This window comes from Candidatus Kirkpatrickella diaphorinae (assembly GCF_025736875.1).
GTDB lineage: Bacteria > Pseudomonadota > Alphaproteobacteria > Acetobacterales > Acetobacteraceae > Sorlinia > Sorlinia diaphorinae.
The window spans coordinates 677,665-696,504 of sequence record NZ_CP107052.1 but is presented as its reverse complement, the minus strand read 5'-3'; the positions used below and the strand labels follow the sequence as shown (position 1 = coordinate 696,504).

The following is an 18,840-nucleotide window of genomic DNA, read 5'->3' as shown; positions in this document are numbered from 1 at the left end:
CGATGAAAATCCGCGTAGATGTTGTGTTACGGGAAGGCGTCCTCGACCCTCAGGGCAAAGCGATTGGTCACGCCCTCGAAACGCTCGACTTCAAAAATGTGAGCGACGTGCGCGTTGGCAAAACGATTTTGCTGGACGTGGATTGCCATGACACGAAATCCGCGGCCGATCAGGGCCGTAAAATGGCGGAGGCGTTGCTCGCCAATCTCGTCATTGAGGATTACACGGTGGAGGTTATGAAATAATGCGCAAAGCACTGCTGACCTTTTTCGCCATGGGGTGCTTCGCCGCCCATCCGGCTTTCGCGTCTGAGCACCGACTCTCAAAAATGAGCGTCGGGGGATTTCTCCGCATCTGTAATGATTCGGGCAAGAGCGCCCTGTGCGATGCTTATCTTGCCGGTGTTGCGGATGGTGGCGCACTGACCTATCTGAGTTCCATCAACAGAACAGGTGAGGGTGAAGCCGCTTTCTGCATCCCTTCCGATGAGAAAACGAGCGCGATGCGCAGCAAGGTCGTGCGCTGGATTCTGAATCAGCAGCGCCAGAAATCCAACCTGTCCGGCCCGGTGGGCAAGACCGTCGTCGCGGCCCTGCATGGTGCTTATCCCTGCAATGACGTCCGTAACGGGGCAGCGCCGTAATGAAGGCAGGTATTGTTCTTTTCCCCGGCACGAACCGGGAGCGGGACATGGCCCAGGCGCTGCAAATCGTCTCGGGACAGGCGCCGCAGATTTTGTGGCATCGTGACACGAAGCTGCCCTCTTTGGACCTCATCGTCATCCCCGGTGGTTTCAGCTTCGGAGATTATCTTCGCTCCGGCGCGATGGGGGCTCATGCACCCATTATGCGTGAGGTGCGGGAGTTCGCGGCACGGGGCGGGTATGTGCTTGGCGTGTGCAATGGTTTTCAAATTCTGACGGAGGCGCATATTCTGCCCGGTGCGCTGCTGCGCAATGCCGGGATGCGCTTCCTCTCGCAGGATGCCTATCTTCGTGTTGAGAATGATCAGTCGGCTTTCACGTCAGGTTGGAAGAGCGGCGACGTCTTCCGCGCCCCGCTCGCGCATGGGGATGGCAATTACACCGCGTCACCCGCTGAGCTTGACGCGCTTGAAGGCGAGGGGCGGGTCGCGTTCCGATATGTAAAGGCAGATGGCACCCTCGATGAGACGTGCCCCAGCGCGAACCCGAATGGCAGCGCACACGCAATTGCGGGGATTTTAAGTGAGAATAGCCGGGTCTGCGGTTTGATGCCGCATCCGGAAAATATGGTTGACCCGCAGCTTGGCCCGACAGATGGGGCTCCGCTTTTTACCAGTCTCGTTGAAAGCTTGGTTAAATGACCGCTAACGTTGACGCTGCACTCGCGCAGCGTTTTGGCTTGACAGATGTCGAATATCAAAAACTCCTCGATATTATGGGGCGGACGCCCAGCCTGACCGAACTCGGCATTTTTTCTGTCATGTGGTCAGAGCATTGCTCCTATAAATCGTCTCTCGCCCATCTGAAGACACTTCCGACGAAGGCGCCCTGGGTCATTCACGGCCCGGGGGAAAATGCGGGTGTCGTCGATATCGGGGATGGGATGGCCGCGGTTTTCAAGATGGAAAGCCACAACCACCCCTCATTCATTGAGCCTTATCAAGGCGCGGCCACCGGGGTCGGTGGTATATTGCGCGACGTTTTCACGATGGGCGCGCGCCCGGTCGCTAACCTCAACGCCTTGCGCTTCGGTGATCCATCCCTGCCTGTCACACGCCATGTGATTGATGGTGTCGTGCGCGGCATCGGGGGTTACGGAAATTGCGTCGGTGTCGCGACAGTGGGTGGGGAAGTCAATTTCCATCCTTCCTATAATAGTAATCCGCTCGTCAATGCGATGACGGTGGGCATCGCGGCGCAGGATCGGATCTTCCTTTCCGCGGCAGCCGGGGTTGGGAACCCGGTCGTTTATGTCGGCTCCAAAACGGGGCGGGACGGCATCCATGGCGCGACCATGTCGTCAGCCGAATTTGATGAGCACGCCCTCAATAAGCGCCCAACAGTGCAGGTTGGGGACCCTTTTACCGAGAAGCTGCTGATTGAAGCCTGCCTCGAACTTATGGAAACAGATGCCATTGTGGCCATCCAGGATATGGGGGCTGCGGGACTGACATCTTCCGCCGTGGAGATGGCGGGGAAAGGACGTGTCGGGATTGAGCTGGATCTCGACCAGGTGCCGCAGCGTGAGACCGGCATGACGGCCTATGAAATGATGCTCTCCGAAAGTCAGGAGCGCATGTTGATGGTCCTCAAGCCGGAGCGAACGGATGTTGCCCGCGCGATTTTTGAAAAATGGGAGCTTGATTTTTCAATTATCGGTGTGCTGACAGATACGGGACGCATTACCATCCGGCATAAGGGACAGGTCGAGGCGGATATCCCGCTGGCGCCCCTTGCGGATGGAGCACCTCTCTATCATCGCCCCCTCATTAACGGCAAACCGCCAGCGCGTCTCGGCGGGGTGAGAGACCCGGAAGGGGTGGAGCACGCCCTGCTGCATCTCCTGGCCTGCCCGGACCTGGCCTCCCGCGCGTGGATCTGGAACCAATATGATAGTGGCGTTGGCGGCCAGACGAAGCGACGCCCCGGCACCGCCGATGCCGCGGTGATCCGGATTGAAGGCACGTCCAAAGGACTCGCTATGACGACGGATTGCACGCCGCGTTACTGCCAGGCCGATGCCAAAGCGGGCGGCGCGCAGGCCGTGATTGAAGCGTGGCGCAACATCACTGCAACCGGGGCGCAACCCCTTGCGGTGACGGATAATCTCAATTTCGGCAATCCTGAAGTGCCGGAAATCATGGGGCAATTTGCGGATGCCGTTGCCGGTATCCGGGAAGCCTGCACCGCGCTGGATTTCCCCGTCGTCAGTGGCAATGTCTCGCTTTATAATCAGACGACGCACCCGAGCGGACTGCGCGTGCCGATCCTGCCAACACCGGCGATCGGGGCGATTGGCGTCATTGCGGATATTGATCGGTCCGTCGGGTACGCGATGCCTGATGGAATGGAGCTTGTCCTCGTCGGTGAAAGCCGGGGCGATCTCGGCCAGTCACTCTGGCTGCGGGAGATATGCGGACGCGAGGACGGTGCGCCGCCGGTTATTGACCTCGTGGCCGAGCGTCGCAATGGTGATTTCGTCCGTGAAAGGATTTTGTCCGGGGAAATTTCTGCTTGCCACGATGTCTCAGATGGTGGCCTTCTGATTGCACTGGCGGAAATGGTGATGGCGAGCGGCGTTGGTTGCGTCGTGGAGCATCCGCCATCAAATATGGCGCCGCACGCTTTCTATTTCGGGGAGGATCAAGCCGCCTACATTGTTGCGGTCCCTGATGCGGTCGCGTTTATCGCCCGCGCTGAAGCCGCCCATGTCCCCGTGCGCCGCCTTGGGCGCAGTGGCGGCACGCATCTCACTCTGGCTGAGGGCATCTCGCTTTCAGCCGATCGCCTGCGGGAAGTCAACGCCGCGTTCTTCCCCAAATTGATGGAGCAATGACGCAGATGGCCATGCAGGAGGAAGAAATCCGCGCGCATATCCTGGAAGCGCTCCCCGATGCGGTGGTGGAAATCACCGATCTCGCCGGGGATGGCGACCATTATGCCTGTCGCGTCGTCAGTAAAGCGTTCGAGGGCTTGAATCGCGTGCGACAGCACCAACTTGTCTACGAGGCTCTCGGCGGGAAAATGGGGTCAACCCTTCACGCACTTGCACTCAAAACTGAAACGCCTTGACGCGCGTCGTCGCGCAAGACCCTTATTTAAGGAGAAATCCGCTATGTCTCAGGACATTTTTCAGCGCATCCAGCGCGAAATCGACACGCATCCCGTCATGTTATTCATGAAAGGGGAGAAGTTATTTCCTCAATGCGGGTTTTCGGCGCGCGTTGTGCAAGTATTGAACCGTATGGGTGTTGAATATCAGACGGTCAACGTCCTTGAGGATGCTGAAATCCGTGAAGGCATTAAAGCCTTTTCCCAATGGCCGACAATTCCGCAACTTTACATTAAGGGCGAGTTTGTTGGCGGATGCGATATCGTCGTCGATATGTATCAAAATGGTGAGCTTGACTCCCTGCTGGACGAGAAAAAAATCGAACGCGCGAAGGCTTGAGCATCCGTGACGGCGTGCCCCGGCGACAAACCGGGCGCACCGCCGCGCGAAAAAAACGCCTTCGATGAAGCAGGTTTTTACTTGCCAAACTGAACTTAATGCCGTGATTTAGCGTAAAGCTTCCAGTTTCATCGGATGGGGAAAGACATGCGACGTTTCGCTTCAATCTTATCGACGGGATTTTTTGCTGTCGGGCTTGTGCTTTCCCCTTCGACGTCAAAAGCTTCCGGCCGGACGATTTCAAACGTTGAAGCCAGTCGCCTGACACTTGCAGCGCTTACCGCCCCCCCACGCCCTGTCGTGCACACGACGCGGCATCGCAAGCGTGGTTACGGCCGCAAAATGGTCGTCACGGCAAGCTATCGCCATAAAGCAACGAAGAATGGCGTAAAAGCGCGCTTTATCCGCAAGGCTTCCTACCGGCACGTTAAATCCCGCACGGTGAAATCGCGCCATACGCGCCATCGCGGCTAAACGTTGACGGCGCCCGGCCTCGATATGCGGGCGCCGGAGACACGTCGCACGCACACAATCATTACATCAACCGCAAAGCGTCTTTGATACGGCGAATCTCATGCATTTCGTCGATAATGACGAGGTCAAACCGTGTCGCATCACGCTGCCAGGATGGTTGCGTTTCGAGGCAGTATGTCGCGGCATGGAGGATGCGTTGTGCCTGACGGGATGAGAGGCTCTGCGCGGCGTCAGTCAGGCGATGACGCGCTTTGATCTCGACAAAAACAAGGTATCGCGGATCGGCGACGATCAGGTCAATTTCACCAAATGGTGTGCGTTGACGCCTTGCAAGGATATCGCAGCCTTCCTCCTGAAACAGGTGTGCAACGCGATCTTCCGCCGCGATGCCACGCCGATAGGCATCCGCACCACGCAGCGCCCGGCGCAACGTCACTTTTGCTGCTGCAAAATCCGCGCCGCTTCAACCGCAAAGTAGGTCAGCACGCCGTGACACCCCGCGCGGCGGAAAGCGATCAGACTTTCCAGGATTGTTTTTTCCCGATCCAGCAAACCGGCTTCAAAGGCATTTGCCAGCATCGCGTATTCGCCCGAGACCTGATAGGCGAAAAGCGGCACTTTAAATGCGGTGCGGACACGATGAATAATATCGAGATATGGCATTCCGGGTTTGACCATCACCATATCCGCGCCTTCTTCTAGGTCGAGCGCAACCTCCCTCAAAGCCTCGTCCGTATTGGCCGGGTCCATCTGATAGGTCTTTTTATCCCCCTTCAGTCGACCGCCAGATTGCAGCGCTTCCCGGAATGGACCGTAAAAGGCGCTGGCATATTTTGCGGCGTAGGACATGATGCGGGTATTTTGAAATCCCTCCTGATCAAGGGCGCGCCGAATCACGCCGACCCGTCCATCCATCATGTCTGACGGCGCGATGATGTCGATGCCGGCCCGGGCCTGATTGACCGCCTGCCGCGCCAGCACCTCAAGCGTCGCATCATTCACGACTTCATCATCGGAAATAAGGCCGTCATGGCCGTGATCTGTATAAGGATCGAGCGCGACGTCACCGATAATGCCGAGATTTGGGTAATGTTTCTTGATTTCCCGCGCCGCCCGGCAGATCAGATTATCCGGATTTTCCGCCTCTCTGCCCATCGCATCCCGCAAATCTTCCGGCGTCACGGGAAAAATCGCGATTGCCGGAATGCCCAGTTCGACCGCTTCAGCAAGATGATCCTTCAGGCGATCCACACTGACGCGCGTAACGCCGGGCATCGCCTTGATGGCGGAATGCTGATTTTGCCCGTCACAGACGAAGATCGGCCAGATCAGATGATCCGTCGTAAGACATGTCTCACGCACGAGGCGTCGCGTAAAATCATCGACGCGATTGCGGCGCATCCGGGTCGCGGGGAAAGCCATCGCGTTCAATCCTCCCGGAGGCGCGCATTGGCCAGACGGCTATGCCGCCGACCATAGAGAACATAGACGAGTATACCGAGCGCAAGCCATATCGCCAGACGAAGCCAGGTCATGATGTCGAGCGTGACGATCATACCGACACAGACGATAATCCCCAAAATCGGCACAGCAAGCCCGCCCGGCACGGTGAAGGCCCGTGGGCGATGCGGCTCATGGATACGCAGATAGATCACACCGGCACAGACCAGAACAAACGCGAACAGCGTGCCGATCGACACCATCACCCCGAGCACCCAGATGGGGAAGAGCGCAGCGAGAAACGCCGCCAACAGCCATGTAATGACATGCCCCATGACGGGCGCGCCTGTTTTGGGGCTGACGTACCCGACCGCCTTGGGCAGAAGCCCGTCACGGCTCATCGCATAAAAGACGCGGGCCTGGCCGAGCATGACGCCGATCAGCGTTGCCGCGTAACCGAAGAGGAGGCTGATTTTGACGACAGTCTGCAACCAGTCGAGATGGGTGACGTCGATTGCGGTCGCGACCGGGCTGGCATCATCGGCCAATAATTTATAATTAACGACCCCTGTCAGTACGAAGGCGAAAACGACAAAGAGGATCGTGCAGACAATCAAACTGCCGAGAATCCCGATCGGCATGGTTTTTTCAGGATCGCGTGTTTCCTGCGCAGTCGTGGCGATGATGTCGAAGCCGAGATAAGCGAAGAACATCATCCCGGAAGCCTGCAACACGCCTGAAAAACCAAAACTCCCGAAGTGACCGTCATTTTCCGGCAGGAAGGGATGGAAGTTCGCAAAATTGACGTGCGGGGCGCAGAAAATGACGAGCAGAACAATCACGCCGATTTTGAGAAACACGACAAAATTATTGAAAAGCAGTGAGCCCGAGATACCGCGGACCAGAAGGAGGCTGATGAGGGTTAGGGCGATGATGGCGGGCAGATTGACCCAACCATGGACAGTTGTCCCGTCCGCCAGTTTTGTCATGAGAAAAGGCGAGGTCAGGAGGCGCGGATCGATGGAGATGCCCCATTGATGCACGAGCGAGGCAAAATAACTCGACCAACTGACGGACACGGCCGCACCGCCGACTGTATATTCCAGGATCAGATCCCAGCCGATGATCCACGCAATCAGTTCACCGAGGGTCGCATATGTATAGGAATAGGCTGAACCCGCACTCGGGATCATGCTCGCCAGTTCCGCATAACATAGCCCGACCAGTGCGCAGGCGATGGACGCGATCAGAAATGAGAGGACCACAGCAGGGCCTGCATGTTGTCCCGCTGCGACACCTGTCAGGGAAAAGAGACCAGCGCCCACAATCGTGCCCACACCCAGCGCGATCAGGCCCGAAGGGCCGATGACACGACGCATTGCAGAGTGACGCGAATCGTAGATATCCTGGTCGATCGATTTACGGCGCAGTAACGATTTCGCCTTAGCGGGCATAAAACTATCCTTAACGAACACCATCCCGTCTCGTCAGGATGGCGATGACTGATAATATGGGATATGAAGTCAAAGTCCATAACGCCATCATTTTCAAGCGCTCTGATGAGGGAAAATTCTTATGTGTTCCGCCGCGCACGCTGATCTTTCGAAATTTTATTTAGGCAATCTTGCTCAATCCGACAAAGAAGTCGCGGATATCCTGCATCAGGAGCTTGTGCGTCAGCAGGACGGGATTGAGCTGATCGCATCGGAAAACATTGTGTCCCTCGCCGTGCTGGAGAGTCAGGGCTCCGTCCTCACCAATAAATATGCGGAGGGCCTGCCGGGGAAACGCTATTATGGTGGCTGCGTCGAGGTTGATAAGGTCGAGACGCTCGCGATTGACCGGCTGACCCGGATATTCGGTGCAAAATTCGCCAATGTGCAGCCGCATTCCGGCGCGAATGCCAATATGGCCGCCTTCATGGCCATGGCCACACCCGGTGACACCATCATGGGGATGAGCCTGGCCACCGGGGGGCATCTGACGCATGGCGCCGCGCCGAACTATTCAGGCAAATGGTTCAAGCCCGTGCAATATGGCGTGCGGGCTGAAGATGGGCGGATCGATATGGAGGAGGTGGCGCGTCTCGCGCGTCAGCACAAGCCCAAAATCATCATTGCCGGGGGCTCCGCCTATCCGCGGGTTATTGACTTCGCGCATTTCCGTCAGATCGCGGATGAGGTCGGCGCTTACCTCATGGTCGATATGGCACATTTTGCAGGGCTGGTTGCGGCTGGGCTGTTCCCCAACCCGGTGCCCCATGCGCATATCGTGACCAGCACAACACATAAAACGTTACGCGGCCCGCGCGGCGGCGTCGTGCTGACAAATGACGAGGACCTCGCCAAAAAAATCAATTCCGCTGTGTTTCCCGGGCTTCAGGGTGGTCCGCTGATGCATGTCATCGCCGCCAAGGCCGTCGCATTTGGTGAGGCGTTGCAACCCGCCTTCAAGTCCTACCAGCAGGCGGTTCTGGCCAATGCGCAGGCGCTCGCGGATGAGCTGAAAACGCGCGGTTTCGATATTGTGACGGGTGGCACGGATTGTCACCTCGCCCTCGTGGATCTACGCCCGAAGAAAGTCACCGGCAAAGTGGCGGAAGCGGCTTTAGAGAGGGCAGGCATGACGGCCAATAAAAACGCCGTGCCTTTTGACCCTGAAAAACCCTTCGTCACTTCCGGCATTCGCCTCGGCAGCCCGGCCGCAACCTCACGCGGGTTTGGCGTCGCGGAATTCCGTGACATTGGACGCATGATTGACGAGGTGCTCTCCGCACATGGCAGTGCGTCGCAGGATGCTGTCGAGGCCCGCGTGCAAGAAGAGGTCAAGGCGCTGTGCCGTCGTTTCCCGATTTATAAAGGTGCCTACCCCTCCGCCTGAGGCGCGCATCCGGGCGGCGTGCCCCGCCGCCCGAGCTGAGGTCACATTGAGATCATGCCTTTTCAGGCGATGACTTTGAGCCGGATTTTCGTTGCTTTTTCCACTTCGCGCACAAGGTGGCGCTTTTCCGGCCCGCAGAAACTGATGGCGAGACCGCGCGACCCGGCCCGGGCCGTGCGGCCCGCGCGGTGGATGTAAGTTTCGACATTGGGCGGAAAATCGTAATTCACCACGAGTCCGACATCATCAATATCCAGTCCGCGTGCCGCGACGTCAGTTGTGACGAGGATATGATCACGCCCCTCACTGAAATGGCGTAATGATTTTGTGCGCGCCGCCTGGCGCATATCCCCATGCAGAATATCGGCCATAACGCCCGCCTGACGCAAGAAACGCATCACCGCATCGATCTCGGCTTTGACATTGACAAAAATGATGGCCCGCCCGCGCCGCGCTTCAAGACGTGCCAGAAGCATATCGCATTTTGCCTGACCGGTGATAAAGGCGAGTTGATGGTGCATCTGACGCGGCATGGCGGCTTCAGGCTTGACCTCGACCCGAATGAAGCCTTTCGGGCGTATTTGCTGAGTCAGATCTCTCAGTGCCGCCGGTAACGTTGCGGAACACAGGATAAGTTGCGCCCCATCGGCGCAGCCGGACGCGATGTGTAACACGTCCGCCGCGAAACCCTCATCCAGAAGGCGATCGACCTCGTCAATAATCAGCGTCCTGACCTGAGACAACGTGACAACGCCATCCTGCAACAGGTCGCGCAGCCGCCCCGGTGTGGCGACCATGATCTGCGCCCCGCCTTCCAACTTCCTGACCTGTCGCGCGCGGTCGTCACCGCCCATCACAATGACGGATGAGATCCCGAAAGGGCGGGCCAGACTGCGCAAAATGCCGGCGATCTGCATCGCCAGCTCCCTTGTGGGGGACAGGATCAGCGCCTGAGGTGCCGGGGAGGGGGTGGCGGCGCTTTGCGTCACGAGCCTTTGCAATAAGGTGGCGAGGTAGGTGATGGTCTTCCCCGAGCCTGTCTGGGCCGTCAGAATAACATCCCGCCCGGAAAGGACATGCGGCCATGCTTTGAGCTGCACCTCATTCGGATGCGTGACACCCTCACGCGCCATAGCGGCGCAAAGTCGGGCATCGAAACCGAAATCTGCAATGTTTGTGTCGGGCGTCATATTCCTTTCTTGCCAAAAATGAGCGTCTGGCGCAAAGAGCGAACATGTCAGTCGCGGTTATAAGTGAAAATTTTGCCGGGATGCGTGCGCAGGCTGAAGGCCTGCTGCACCGGCTGGATGTTGAACCTCGTTTCCACACCGTCAAGCTCAAAGGCATGTGGCGCCATCTGCCAACGCGTTTCTGCCCCGACCCCCTCAAAGCGGCCGCGCCGATCCAGCTTGCACCGGACACGCAATGGCTCCTAAGTGTCGGAGGGCGCGGCGGCGCGGTGGGCGCGGCCCTTCGCCGGAAGACGGGGCTGAAACTCGTCCAAGTGCAAAATCCGCGCATGGACTTTAGTCAATTTGACCTCATCATCGCCAATCATCACGACGATATCGCAGGCCCCAACGTCATCTCCATCCGCACCGCCCTGCATAATGTCACCTCCGACCGCCTCGCCGCGGCGCGGGCTGAATGGGCGGCGCGTTTGCAGCGGGCGGGTCGGCCCCTCCTCTGCGTCATGCTTGGCGGATCAAACGGGCGCTTCCGCCTTGGGCGTGAAGAGGGCCGCCTGATTGGCCGAAGCCTGGCACAGTTGCTGCGGCAACAGAATATCGCGCTCGCCATCACGCCTTCACGGCGCACCGACAAACAGGCTCTTGCCGCTTTAGAGGCCGAGCTTAAGGGTTTTGATGCCTATATCTGGCATGGCGCGGGCGACAACCCTTATCTCGGCATGCTGGCAACGGCGGATATGATCGCGGTCACGACGGACAGCGTGTCCATGATTTCGGAAGCAGTGGCCACGAAAGCGCCTGTGCAGATCATCCCCCTGCCCGGACGGTCCCGACGGATTACGGCTTTTGTGCAGGGCCTGACGGCGTTGGATCGCGTCCGCCCCTTTACGCCGGATTGGTGCCCCTGGGGCGTTTCCCCGCTTGACGACACGCAAATTGCGGTCGAAGAAGTGAGAAAGCGCCTGCCGGGCTAGCGTCCCCGCCGGTTTGACACGGATTTGAGGATGATATGCTCGATATCAGCACCTTCACGCCTCAGCGCGGCGGTAATGTTTTTTACAAGGCCATCGCCCATCCTCTTGCCGCGTCCCGTATTGAAAAGTTAGCTTCTGACCTCGGCGGCGATGCGCGCCTCGCAGTTTATGACCCTGATCATGAGGCTTCGAATTTTTTCGCGCTCTACCCGGCCTTCCAGCCAACTTACGGTTTCTTCACCCATCGGTCTGAAGAAGTCGGAAAGGATGATGGCAGAGGCGGCGTGATGCAGCCTGTGGTCGAAATTGCGCAGAGCGACGCCACCCATATTCTCGCCCTCTCATTTGATGACGCCAAAACGCGCTCCCGCCTCTCCCGCGTGACGCGCGGAGATCAGCAGATCATCACGCTCGGCGGGGCCCGTTTGCCGGAGGCCATGCTCAGCAATAAGCGGAATTATCTCGATAAACTCAATTTCGCGACAAATTTCGCCTTCTTTCGCGATGATGATCAATTGTCCACGCGTCTTGTCGCCGCAAATTACTGGGGCCATTACGGTGCGACAAATGTGCGATACTGGTCTCGGCTTTATGACGGGGTCGGGCGAGTCATCGCCGAATGGGAAGAGCATATCGGTTCCCCCGGTGCGGGCATCATTATCGACAGTCAGGACGTCAGAAAACGCTTCGCCCTCCCGGCTTTCTGCGGGCAGTTATTTCTGCATATCCTGGGCGCACGGGGGCATGACACCGTCAAATATGCCCTCGATATTTACGGGCGGGGGCGAGATGCGAGTCTTTCCGTCACACATGACGCCAATGCATGGCCGTCACCCCGTTTCGCGACCTTGCCTGCGCCGGATGATGATGAGCAGATCATCCTCTGGGTTCAGAACAGTCACGCTTCTCCCATCAGCGTGGGTGAGATCACCTTGAATCGTATGGGTGAGACGCGCGAATACCCTGTCACCGTCGAAATCCCGGCTTTCGGGACATATCGGCTGGATGTGGGGGAGCTGATGCCGGACGTCAAATGGCCCGTACAACTTGAATTGCGCGCGGGCAATCACATTGTGCGTCCGCGTTATGAGGTTGTGCAACGTGGCCTGACGCGCATCGCGCACCTTAATATCGAGCGCCAGGACCTTAAGCCCGACCCCACGATCGCGAAAATGCCTTCATGGATGGGGCGCGGGTTTATCATGCCGTTCCCCGTGCTGGACCCCGCGAGATACACGACCTTCCTTCAGCCTAACCCCATGTCAGAAGAAGTGACACATCTCCCCGTGCGGGTGGATTTATTTGATCGGCAAGGGAGGCAAGTCGGGCAGGAATTTCTCGGGAATCTCCCGCGCCATCACGCGGCGGCTTTTGCGATGCATGATCTCACGCCGCATGAGGGGCATGGGGAGCTTGTTTATGACTTCCGTGATGGTGGCGCGGCCGATGGTTGGCTCCACGCCATGTTGCGCTATCGAGACCGCACCAATGGACATGCGGCGGAAACAAGCTTTGGCGCACACATCTTCAACACGCTCATGACGTGGCGCAATGAGCCGCAATCCTATACCGGGCCGCCACCAGGTTTGACGACACGACTCTTCCTTAAATTAGGCCAGGCGGGGATGCGCAGTTTCAGCCATCTCATTTACCCGACATCTCTTGAAGGGGGGACGCCCTCCGAAACGATCCTGCATCTCATGGCGCGGGACGGCACGGAAATCGCGCAGGAAGCGATCCATATTGCGCCGTCGGGCTCAGCAATCATCTGGCCGGATGAAATCTTCGGTTCGGAATTGATCGGGAAAGCCGGGGAGGGGGGCTATGTCCTCATCCGCGACATGACATGCCGCCTGTTCGGCTATCATGGCCAGATGAATGGGAAGGCCGGATTTTCACTCGATCACATGTTCGGGTTCTGAGATTTTCCCGTAAGTGGCTTGTCACGCGGTGCCGAGTTTGGTAGTGATCCCGGCATCGCAATTGGGGTGCGTAGCTCAGCGGTAGAGCACTGCCTTCACACGGCAGGGGTCACAGGTTCAATCCCTGTCGCACCCACCAGTTCGATCAATCTCCCGGTCTTTGCATGAAGCCGGAATGGCGTCCCGCGCGCGCGTCATGGTCGGACAGGCATTCGCCCGAAAAAGTTTTAATGGAAACTGATTTGCAAGGCTGAGATGCTTCCCCCTTCGCCAAGTGTGATCGGGAAATCCATGTCATGAGACGATCTCTTAAACTAATCTGAATCACCATCGCCATCTCCCTCACCGCCCACAACGCCTGGGCAGATGAGTGCCGGGGAGTCGTCATCAAAACCATCCCCGGCAACGATTTTGACGGGAAGAAAGGCACGGTGCTCGAATTGATCCACGCTTATGAGGGCAAGCCGAACGGCACCCCCTTGACTTATGGCGGGCATGGGGGCGGAATTTATCCGGCCGATCACGTTAAAATCCTGAATTGCACGCTGCGTAGAATAAGCGCTGAGCCTTATTTTGACCTCATCCTCAAAGACACGCCTGAAAATGCACACGAGATTCTGTATCAGTCGATCATGAACAAGCTCGTCGATGCCGGGCTCGATTATGCAAATGCGGGTAATGCGGCTTCCAGCTACATGGATCAGCCCCGCAAAGCATGTAGCCTGACGATCAAAAGAGCCCTCAATGGTGACCCGGCCGCCATCGACGTCTTACGCACGACCGGAATCTGCCAGCCAAGGTAACGCCCTTACGCCTGAAACAAGCTGGCTCTACGCCTCATTTCCATCGACTTCGGCATTTACTGTCGTGGGATGGAAACGGGAATGCTGGCGGGAATAGACCATATAGATTAGAGCGCCGAGCATGGCATAAGCGAAAAGCAGAATAACGGGTAGCGGATTGCCCACAAGCGCATCCCGCCCAACATCCACCACCAGCGGGATCATCATCACACCGGACAGCGCGATTCCGAGCATGGGTGTCACGCCCAGCCAATAACCGCGTATCACCACCCCACCGAGCGGCACTTCAAACGGGCGTGGCGCGTCCGGCGCGTGATTGCGTTGCCAGATGACTGTAAAGCACACCATGGCGAAGGCTAAAGCCGTGCCGATACTTACGATTTCGCTGATAACATCAATCGGCAAAGTGGCCGTGCCGACGGCAACGCATATCCCGAGGATGATCGTCCCCGTCCAGGGTGTACGGAAGCGCGGGTGAACATGGGAGAATAACGGCGAAATCAGCCCGTCCCGGCTCATGGCGTAGAGAATGCGCGATTGCCCGTATAGCAAGCCGAGCAGGACGGAGCACAGCCCCACCGTGGCGCCGATATTGACGCATAAAGTCAGAAAAGGCGCATGCATCTTCGAAACCGCAATCGCGAGCGGGTCGGCCACATCGAGTTGACGATAGGGCACGATACCGAGCAGAACCACCGCTACACCCAGATAGATGATGGTGCAGATCGCGAGGCTGCCAATAATGCCGATCGGCACATCACGCCGCGGGTTCCGCGCTTCCGTCGCTGCGGTTGAAACGGCCTCAAACCCGACATAAGCGAAAAAAATTACCGACGCCGCGCGGAACACACCGCCCCAGCCATAGCGAAATCCGCCTTCATTATGCGGCATGAATGGCACCCAGTTATGCGGCGAGATGGCGAACACCCCAAACCCGATAAACAGCAGGAGCACACCCACTTTAATGCACACCACAATGGCGTTGAGCCGCGCCGTCTCCTGCACCCCGATAACGAGGAAGAAAGTGATGAGGCACACAGCGAGCGCGCCGACGCCATTGATACGCCAGTCAAAACCGATGCGGGTCGCCTCCGCAGTGACATTTGTGATGAGAGTGGAGGTGTAGAACCATGCGGGCACATGGATATGGAAGGCCCCGGCCAGGCTGGACGCATATCCGGACAGACCCGACGCCACCGCGATACAGGAGATGCCATATTCAAGCAGCAGCAACCAGCCCGTGACCCAGGCCGCGCGCTCCCCCATTGAGACATAGGCGTAGGAATAGGCGGAGCCGGAAACCGGCATGCTCGCCGCCAACTCACCATAACAAAGCGCCGTGAAGAGGCACGCGACCGCCGCGATGATGAAGGAGATCAGCACAGCAGGCCCGGCATATTGCGATGCCGCCATGCCGGTCATGACATAAATCCCCGCACCCACGGTCGAACCGACACCGAGCAGTGTCAGTTGCGTCGCGGAGAGTGTCTGCTTCAGGGATCGATCCTTGAAGTCACGCTCTATCTGCACAAGCGTTTTGCGGCGGGATGGCATACTCATCACTCAAAGGCAGGAATCGGCGGCACCTTAAGAAAAATTAAATTTTAGAGAGGGCCGAAACGTTTTGATGGCGGAAAAATCGTCATCGTGCCAGCGTAAAATAAGCGACACTGCCAAAAATGATACAGTAATAAGCGAAAGGCGCGAGCGCCCAGCCATCATGCTTGCGAAAATAACGTAAAAGGAAAAGCGTGCTTAAAAGCGCTGTAACGCCTGCCGCAACCGCCGCAATGACCGAAAGTTCGGCCATTTCACGGGTCACTTTAATGTGGCGCAGTGCGAAGCCTTCCTTAACCGTCGCCGCGAATACGACGGGTTGTGCCATGAGAAGCGAGAATCGGGTTGCGACCTCATGATTCAACCCGCGCAGAAGGCCGCCAATAATTGTCGACCCTGATCGCGAAAGTCCCGGCAATAATGCGAGGCACTGCCAGACGCCGATAAAAACTGCGTCTTTCACCCCGAGAGCTGAAATGACTTCCCTTTTTTGCGGGCGCTGCCGGGCGCGCAGCCCCTCCATCGCCAGAAGGAGGATGCCATTCCCGATCAGCAGCAGGGAGACGAGACGCGGATCTGCGAAGATGCGCCGGAAATAATGCTCGAAGAGCCCGCCAATGATGACGGCCGGGATCGTCGCCACCACCAGCAGGAAGAGGATGCGTAGCGACTCAATCTGACGCTGCGCACCATCCCGCCCTGAAGCGCCATGAAGCAACGACCACCAATCCCGCCAGAAAACGGCAAGCAGCGCAATCAGCGTTCCGAAATGCAGAAAAGTGAGAAAAGGCAGGAAATAGGGGTCATGACGGTCAAACCCCCAACCGAAAAGCGCGGGCACCACCACCCCATGCCCCAGGCTGCTCACGGGGAAAAGTTCTGTCACACCTTGAAGGACAGCATAGGCCAACGCGTGGATGACGTTCATGGTCTTCCCAAAATAATTGTTTGCGTGCAAAATCAATGCCGCAAGCCCGGCATCAAGGCAACCCTGACGCCGCGTGCACGTGAGCTTTTATGCCGCTACTGCATGAATTTACTGGTCATGAGGTCATTATTGTCTCAGAAATCCCGCGGGGGCGCCGCCCTTGCCAGCCTCGCCGTGCTGATCGTCGCCTTGGGCTTTACCGCTTATATCGGGGCGCATCGCCATGTATTCAGCGGCGCGACGCTTCAATATACCGCGTTGTTCAATTCCGCGAACGGCCTGCGTCCGGGTGCGGAGGTGATGGTCTCCGGCGTCACGGTAGGTCAGGTCAATATGATCACCATCGACAAGGATACGGACCTCGCCAAGGTCGTTTTCAGCATCGACAAAAACCTGCCTTTAACCGTCGATGCCGCTGTCGCGATCGTCGCGCCGGACATGACGTCCGATGATGCTTTGATGGTCAATCCCGGTCATGCTGCAACGCGGTTGAACCCGGCGGAGATGATCACGTCAACCACGGACCAATTATCGCTGGAACAGCAGGTGAGTGACTATATTTTTGGCGGCCATCTCCAATAAGCGTTGAGGGCCGCCTCAAACGGCGCGCTTCAGGATGATGTGAGCATTGTCCGATACGCCCGGAGAAAAAGAAGGAAATTCAATGCTCAATCGTCGCCTGATGCTTGCCGGAAGCCTCGCTGCCCTAGGCACGCGCGCCCATGCCACCAATGTTACGGGCCGCGCATCAACCGCCTATCAGGCGTTTCTGGATAATGTCAGAAACGCCGCACGCGCGGACGGCATAGGCGATGTCGTGATTGATGATGCGTTCTCCAGCCTCAAAACGCCCAACCGCGACGTCATCGCCCGTGACCATCATCAGCCGGAGGGCACGCTGACATGGCACGCTTATCAAAAGCTCGTGCTGACGAAAGACACATTCGAGCAAGCGCGCATCAATATGTCGACGCAGCGCGATGTCCTTAAACCTGTTTCCGACAAATATGACGTTGATCCTGAAGTCATCATCGCGATCTGGGGGCTTGAATCTTCCTTCCGCAGGAAGATGGGAAAATTTAATATTTTCGATGCCTTGGCGACATTGGCTTATGAAGGGCGGCGGCGGCACTTCTTCCGCACCGAACTCATCCAGGCCCTGCATATTCTCGACCGGAAGGGGCTCCGTGCTGCTGACATGACAGGCTCCTATGCCGGGGCGATGGGGCAGCCGCAATTCATGCCGAGCGCCTATCTCAGATTTGCCGCGGATGGTGACGGGGATGGCGTCCCTGATATCTGGCACAGCCGGGCGGATGTCTTCGCTTCCATCGCGAATTTTCTGCATCATTATGGCTGGCAGCGAGGCCAACGCTGGGGTTGCGAAGTGACGATGACAAAGCCATTGCCGGTGGGCCAATTGGGGCGACGGCATCGCGCCACCCATCAGCAATGGTCACAAGCTGGCGTCACCGGCGCGCATGGTGCGGCCCTGCCCGCAGATTCGCAGATAGGCGCAATCATTCCGACGGGGGAGGTGACCGTTTCCGGCTTCCCATCCGGTTTTTTGGTCTATAATAATTTCATGACACTCCGTCATTATAACCCGGCGGATTTCTATGCGCTTGCGGTGGGTCTGATTGCTGATGAAGCTTCGCGAACATAAGGCTGCGCTGATCACGCTGATTATCCTGACGGGCTGCCACGATGCGGGGGCACCCCCTCCAGCAAATTTGCACCCGGCACTCGGCAAACCGTGGAAGGGGCTTGATCGCTGGTTCTACCCCGAAGCCAAAACGGAATATCGCGAGACGGGCCTCGCCCAGACCTACACGCGGCCAGCAGATACCTCATTGCCGGATGGGGAGATCTGGTCCGCCGCCGCCATGACGGGCGCGCATCAGACATTGCAGCTTCCGGCCTTGGTCTGGGTGGAGAATTTATCCAATGGGCGGGCTGTCAAAATCCGCCTCAATGATCGTGGCCCTATGGATGGGCGGCGCATTCTTGCCGTCACGCCGACTGTGGCGCGCATATTAGGTATGGAAAAAAACCCGACGCCCGTGCGGATCACGCTGGACCGTCAGCAGAATGCCGCTTTGGGTTATGATTCGGCGGCTATGCCCGATCTCGGTATCGCGTCACCCGGGCGTGGCACGGTGACGGCGCAATCGCTGGATGGGCGGGACAAGCAGGTTTTCGACGCGGATGCGGGGCGCAGCAAGTCAAGGAAGGCGCTGAGCATGGCCGAAGCTCTGCCGCAGACTTACATTCAGAATCCTGTTTATCCAATTGATTATTATGTTGTTCTTGGATCTTTCTACCAGCATCGTGTCGCTGCGCGCGTCGCGACACGCTGCCAGGCCCTTGTTACACGGGATGCCGGAGACGGCAGTAATCCCGCATGGCAGGTTGTTTACGGGCCATTCCTCACGGTAGAGAAAACTGACGACGCGCAGAGTCGTGCCCAGAAATGTGGCATCAGTAATCCACGCCTCTTGGTTAGATAGGAAGTCAC

General features: G+C 57.8%; 20 protein-coding genes and 1 tRNA gene. 15 read left to right on the top strand and 6 right to left on the bottom strand.

Translation table 11 applies throughout. The annotated features are described in order from the left end of the window. The first annotated feature begins 2 nt into the window (after window positions 1-2). The 7 genes from purS (at window position 3) to N5W20_RS03125 (ending at window position 4,628) form a co-directional block, all read left to right on the top strand. A complete protein-coding gene (gene purS / locus N5W20_RS03155; RefSeq protein WP_319807468.1) occupies window positions 3-245 on the top strand; it encodes a phosphoribosylformylglycinamidine synthase subunit PurS in 243 nt (80 codons plus the stop codon). Continuing rightward, the gene (locus N5W20_RS03150; protein WP_319807467.1) at window positions 245-643 is read left to right on the top strand and encodes a Rap1a/Tai family immunity protein; all 399 of its coding nucleotides are present in this window, start codon (window positions 245-247) and stop codon (window positions 641-643) included. The genes purS and N5W20_RS03150 overlap by 1 nt, the downstream gene beginning before the upstream one ends. Next, a complete protein-coding gene (gene purQ, locus N5W20_RS03145) occupies window positions 643-1,344 on the top strand; it encodes a phosphoribosylformylglycinamidine synthase subunit PurQ (protein WP_319807466.1) in 702 nt (233 codons plus the stop codon). Before N5W20_RS03150 ends, purQ begins: the two co-directional genes overlap by 1 nt. Beyond that, window positions 1,341-3,539 carry a phosphoribosylformylglycinamidine synthase subunit PurL gene (gene purL, locus N5W20_RS03140; RefSeq protein WP_319807465.1) on the top strand — a complete coding sequence of 733 codons (2,199 nt, stop codon included), beginning with the start codon at window positions 1,341-1,343 and terminating at the stop codon, window positions 3,537-3,539. Before purQ ends, purL begins: the two co-directional genes overlap by 4 nt. A 5-nt stretch (window positions 3,540-3,544) precedes the next feature. Then, a complete protein-coding gene (locus tag N5W20_RS03135) occupies window positions 3,545-3,775 on the top strand; it encodes a BolA family protein (protein ID WP_319807816.1) in 231 nt (76 codons plus the stop codon). A gap of 43 nt (window positions 3,776-3,818) precedes the next feature. Then, window positions 3,819-4,154: a Grx4 family monothiol glutaredoxin gene (gene grxD / locus N5W20_RS03130; protein WP_319807464.1), complete on the top strand. Its 336-nt coding sequence runs from the start codon at window positions 3,819-3,821 to the stop codon at window positions 4,152-4,154. A 147-nt stretch (window positions 4,155-4,301) separates the two neighbouring features. Continuing rightward, window positions 4,302-4,628, top strand: a complete 327-nt coding sequence (locus N5W20_RS03125) for a hypothetical protein (protein WP_319807463.1) — start codon at window positions 4,302-4,304, stop codon at window positions 4,626-4,628. Between the two features lie 61 nt (window positions 4,629-4,689). On the opposite strand, the gene N5W20_RS03120 is transcribed toward N5W20_RS03125, so the two are convergent. From N5W20_RS03120 to N5W20_RS03110, 3 genes are read right to left on the bottom strand one after another with little or no spacing between them, the layout of a single operon-like run. Beyond that, complete coding sequence (locus N5W20_RS03120) at window positions 4,690-5,064, bottom strand: YraN family protein (protein WP_319807462.1); 375 nt, start codon at window positions 5,062-5,064, stop codon at window positions 4,690-4,692. Then, window positions 5,061-6,050, bottom strand: coding sequence for a porphobilinogen synthase (hemB, locus tag N5W20_RS03115; protein WP_319807461.1), 990 nt, complete (start codon window positions 6,048-6,050; stop codon window positions 5,061-5,063). The genes N5W20_RS03120 and hemB overlap by 4 nt, the downstream gene beginning before the upstream one ends. A gap of 5 nt (window positions 6,051-6,055) precedes the next feature. Then, window positions 6,056-7,522, bottom strand: coding sequence for an APC family permease (locus N5W20_RS03110; protein ID WP_319807460.1), 1,467 nt, complete (start codon window positions 7,520-7,522; stop codon window positions 6,056-6,058). Window positions 7,523-7,643: 121 nt separating this feature from the next. On the opposite strand from N5W20_RS03110, the gene glyA reads away from it, so the two are divergent. Next, window positions 7,644-8,948 carry a serine hydroxymethyltransferase gene (glyA, locus tag N5W20_RS03105; RefSeq protein WP_319807459.1) on the top strand — a complete coding sequence of 435 codons (1,305 nt, stop codon included), beginning with the start codon at window positions 7,644-7,646 and terminating at the stop codon, window positions 8,946-8,948. Window positions 8,949-9,010: 62 nt separating this feature from the next. Here the strand turns inward: glyA and N5W20_RS03100 are convergent, their stop codons facing one another. Further along, complete coding sequence (locus N5W20_RS03100; protein WP_319807458.1) at window positions 9,011-10,138, bottom strand: DEAD/DEAH box helicase; 1,128 nt, start codon at window positions 10,136-10,138, stop codon at window positions 9,011-9,013. Window positions 10,139-10,182: 44 nt separating this feature from the next. Between N5W20_RS03100 and N5W20_RS03095 the strand changes: the two genes are divergently transcribed. The 4 genes from N5W20_RS03095 (at window position 10,183) to N5W20_RS03080 (ending at window position 13,837) form a co-directional block, all read left to right on the top strand. Beyond that, window positions 10,183-11,112, top strand: a complete 930-nt coding sequence (locus N5W20_RS03095) for a mitochondrial fission ELM1 family protein (protein ID WP_319807457.1) — start codon at window positions 10,183-10,185, stop codon at window positions 11,110-11,112. A 35-nt stretch (window positions 11,113-11,147) separates the two neighbouring features. Next, on the top strand, window positions 11,148-13,034 hold the full coding sequence (locus N5W20_RS03090; protein ID WP_319807456.1) for a hypothetical protein: 1,887 nt from the start codon (window positions 11,148-11,150) through the stop codon (window positions 13,032-13,034). Between the two features lie 64 nt (window positions 13,035-13,098). Further along, window positions 13,099-13,173 (top strand) — tRNA-Val (locus tag N5W20_RS03085). 292 nt (window positions 13,174-13,465) lie between these two features. Next, window positions 13,466-13,837, top strand: coding sequence for a hypothetical protein (locus tag N5W20_RS03080; RefSeq protein WP_319807455.1), 372 nt, complete (start codon window positions 13,466-13,468; stop codon window positions 13,835-13,837). A gap of 27 nt (window positions 13,838-13,864) precedes the next feature. On the opposite strand, the gene N5W20_RS03075 is transcribed toward N5W20_RS03080, so the two are convergent. Both N5W20_RS03075 and N5W20_RS03070 read right to left on the bottom strand, forming a co-directional pair. Beyond that, on the bottom strand, window positions 13,865-15,397 hold the full coding sequence (locus N5W20_RS03075; protein ID WP_408869416.1) for an amino acid permease: 1,533 nt from the start codon (window positions 15,395-15,397) through the stop codon (window positions 13,865-13,867). Window positions 15,398-15,479: 82 nt separating this feature from the next. After that, complete coding sequence (locus N5W20_RS03070; RefSeq protein ID WP_319807454.1) at window positions 15,480-16,322, bottom strand: undecaprenyl-diphosphate phosphatase; 843 nt, start codon at window positions 16,320-16,322, stop codon at window positions 15,480-15,482. 129 nt (window positions 16,323-16,451) lie between these two features. On the opposite strand from N5W20_RS03070, the gene N5W20_RS03065 reads away from it, so the two are divergent. The 3 genes from N5W20_RS03065 to N5W20_RS03055 all read left to right on the top strand — a co-directional run bounded on the left by N5W20_RS03065 (window position 16,452) and on the right by N5W20_RS03055 (window position 18,832). After that, the gene (locus tag N5W20_RS03065; protein WP_319807453.1) at window positions 16,452-16,904 is read left to right on the top strand and encodes an MlaD family protein; all 453 of its coding nucleotides are present in this window, start codon (window positions 16,452-16,454) and stop codon (window positions 16,902-16,904) included. An 82-nt stretch (window positions 16,905-16,986) separates the two neighbouring features. After that, window positions 16,987-17,988 carry a lytic murein transglycosylase gene (locus tag N5W20_RS03060; protein WP_319807452.1) on the top strand — a complete coding sequence of 334 codons (1,002 nt, stop codon included), beginning with the start codon at window positions 16,987-16,989 and terminating at the stop codon, window positions 17,986-17,988. Then, on the top strand, window positions 17,969-18,832 hold the full coding sequence (locus N5W20_RS03055) for a septal ring lytic transglycosylase RlpA family protein (RefSeq protein ID WP_319807451.1): 864 nt from the start codon (window positions 17,969-17,971) through the stop codon (window positions 18,830-18,832). The genes N5W20_RS03060 and N5W20_RS03055 overlap by 20 nt, the downstream gene beginning before the upstream one ends. Window positions 18,833-18,840: the final 8 nt, after the last annotated feature.

What these genes read in the sequence shown, in the direction of transcription:
- purS (WP_319807468.1), top strand. Translation starts at nt 3, where the DNA reads ATGAAAATCCGCGTAGATGTTGTGTTACGGGAAGGCGTCCTCGACCCT.
- N5W20_RS03150 (WP_319807467.1), top strand. Translation starts at nt 245, where the DNA reads ATGCGCAAAGCACTGCTGACCTTTTTCGCCATGGGGTGCTTCGCCGCC.
- purQ (WP_319807466.1), top strand. Translation starts at nt 643, where the DNA reads ATGAAGGCAGGTATTGTTCTTTTCCCCGGCACGAACCGGGAGCGGGAC.
- purL (WP_319807465.1), top strand. Translation starts at nt 1,341, where the DNA reads ATGACCGCTAACGTTGACGCTGCACTCGCGCAGCGTTTTGGCTTGACA.
- N5W20_RS03135 (WP_319807816.1), top strand. Translation starts at nt 3,545, where the DNA reads ATGGCCATGCAGGAGGAAGAAATCCGCGCGCATATCCTGGAAGCGCTC.
- grxD (WP_319807464.1), top strand. Translation starts at nt 3,819, where the DNA reads ATGTCTCAGGACATTTTTCAGCGCATCCAGCGCGAAATCGACACGCAT.
- N5W20_RS03125 (WP_319807463.1), top strand. Translation starts at nt 4,302, where the DNA reads ATGCGACGTTTCGCTTCAATCTTATCGACGGGATTTTTTGCTGTCGGG.
- hemB (WP_319807461.1), bottom strand. Translation starts at nt 6,050, where the DNA reads ATGGCTTTCCCCGCGACCCGGATGCGCCGCAATCGCGTCGATGATTTT.
- N5W20_RS03110 (WP_319807460.1), bottom strand. Translation starts at nt 7,522, where the DNA reads ATGCCCGCTAAGGCGAAATCGTTACTGCGCCGTAAATCGATCGACCAG.
- glyA (WP_319807459.1), top strand. Translation starts at nt 7,644, where the DNA reads ATGTGTTCCGCCGCGCACGCTGATCTTTCGAAATTTTATTTAGGCAAT.
- N5W20_RS03100 (WP_319807458.1), bottom strand. Translation starts at nt 10,138, where the DNA reads ATGACGCCCGACACAAACATTGCAGATTTCGGTTTCGATGCCCGACTT.
- N5W20_RS03095 (WP_319807457.1), top strand. Translation starts at nt 10,183, where the DNA reads ATGTCAGTCGCGGTTATAAGTGAAAATTTTGCCGGGATGCGTGCGCAG.
- N5W20_RS03090 (WP_319807456.1), top strand. Translation starts at nt 11,148, where the DNA reads ATGCTCGATATCAGCACCTTCACGCCTCAGCGCGGCGGTAATGTTTTT.
- N5W20_RS03075 (WP_408869416.1), bottom strand. Translation starts at nt 15,397, where the DNA reads ATGAGTATGCCATCCCGCCGCAAAACGCTTGTGCAGATAGAGCGTGAC.
- N5W20_RS03070 (WP_319807454.1), bottom strand. Translation starts at nt 16,322, where the DNA reads ATGAACGTCATCCACGCGTTGGCCTATGCTGTCCTTCAAGGTGTGACA.
- N5W20_RS03060 (WP_319807452.1), top strand. Translation starts at nt 16,987, where the DNA reads ATGCTCAATCGTCGCCTGATGCTTGCCGGAAGCCTCGCTGCCCTAGGC.
- N5W20_RS03055 (WP_319807451.1), top strand. Translation starts at nt 17,969, where the DNA reads ATGAAGCTTCGCGAACATAAGGCTGCGCTGATCACGCTGATTATCCTG.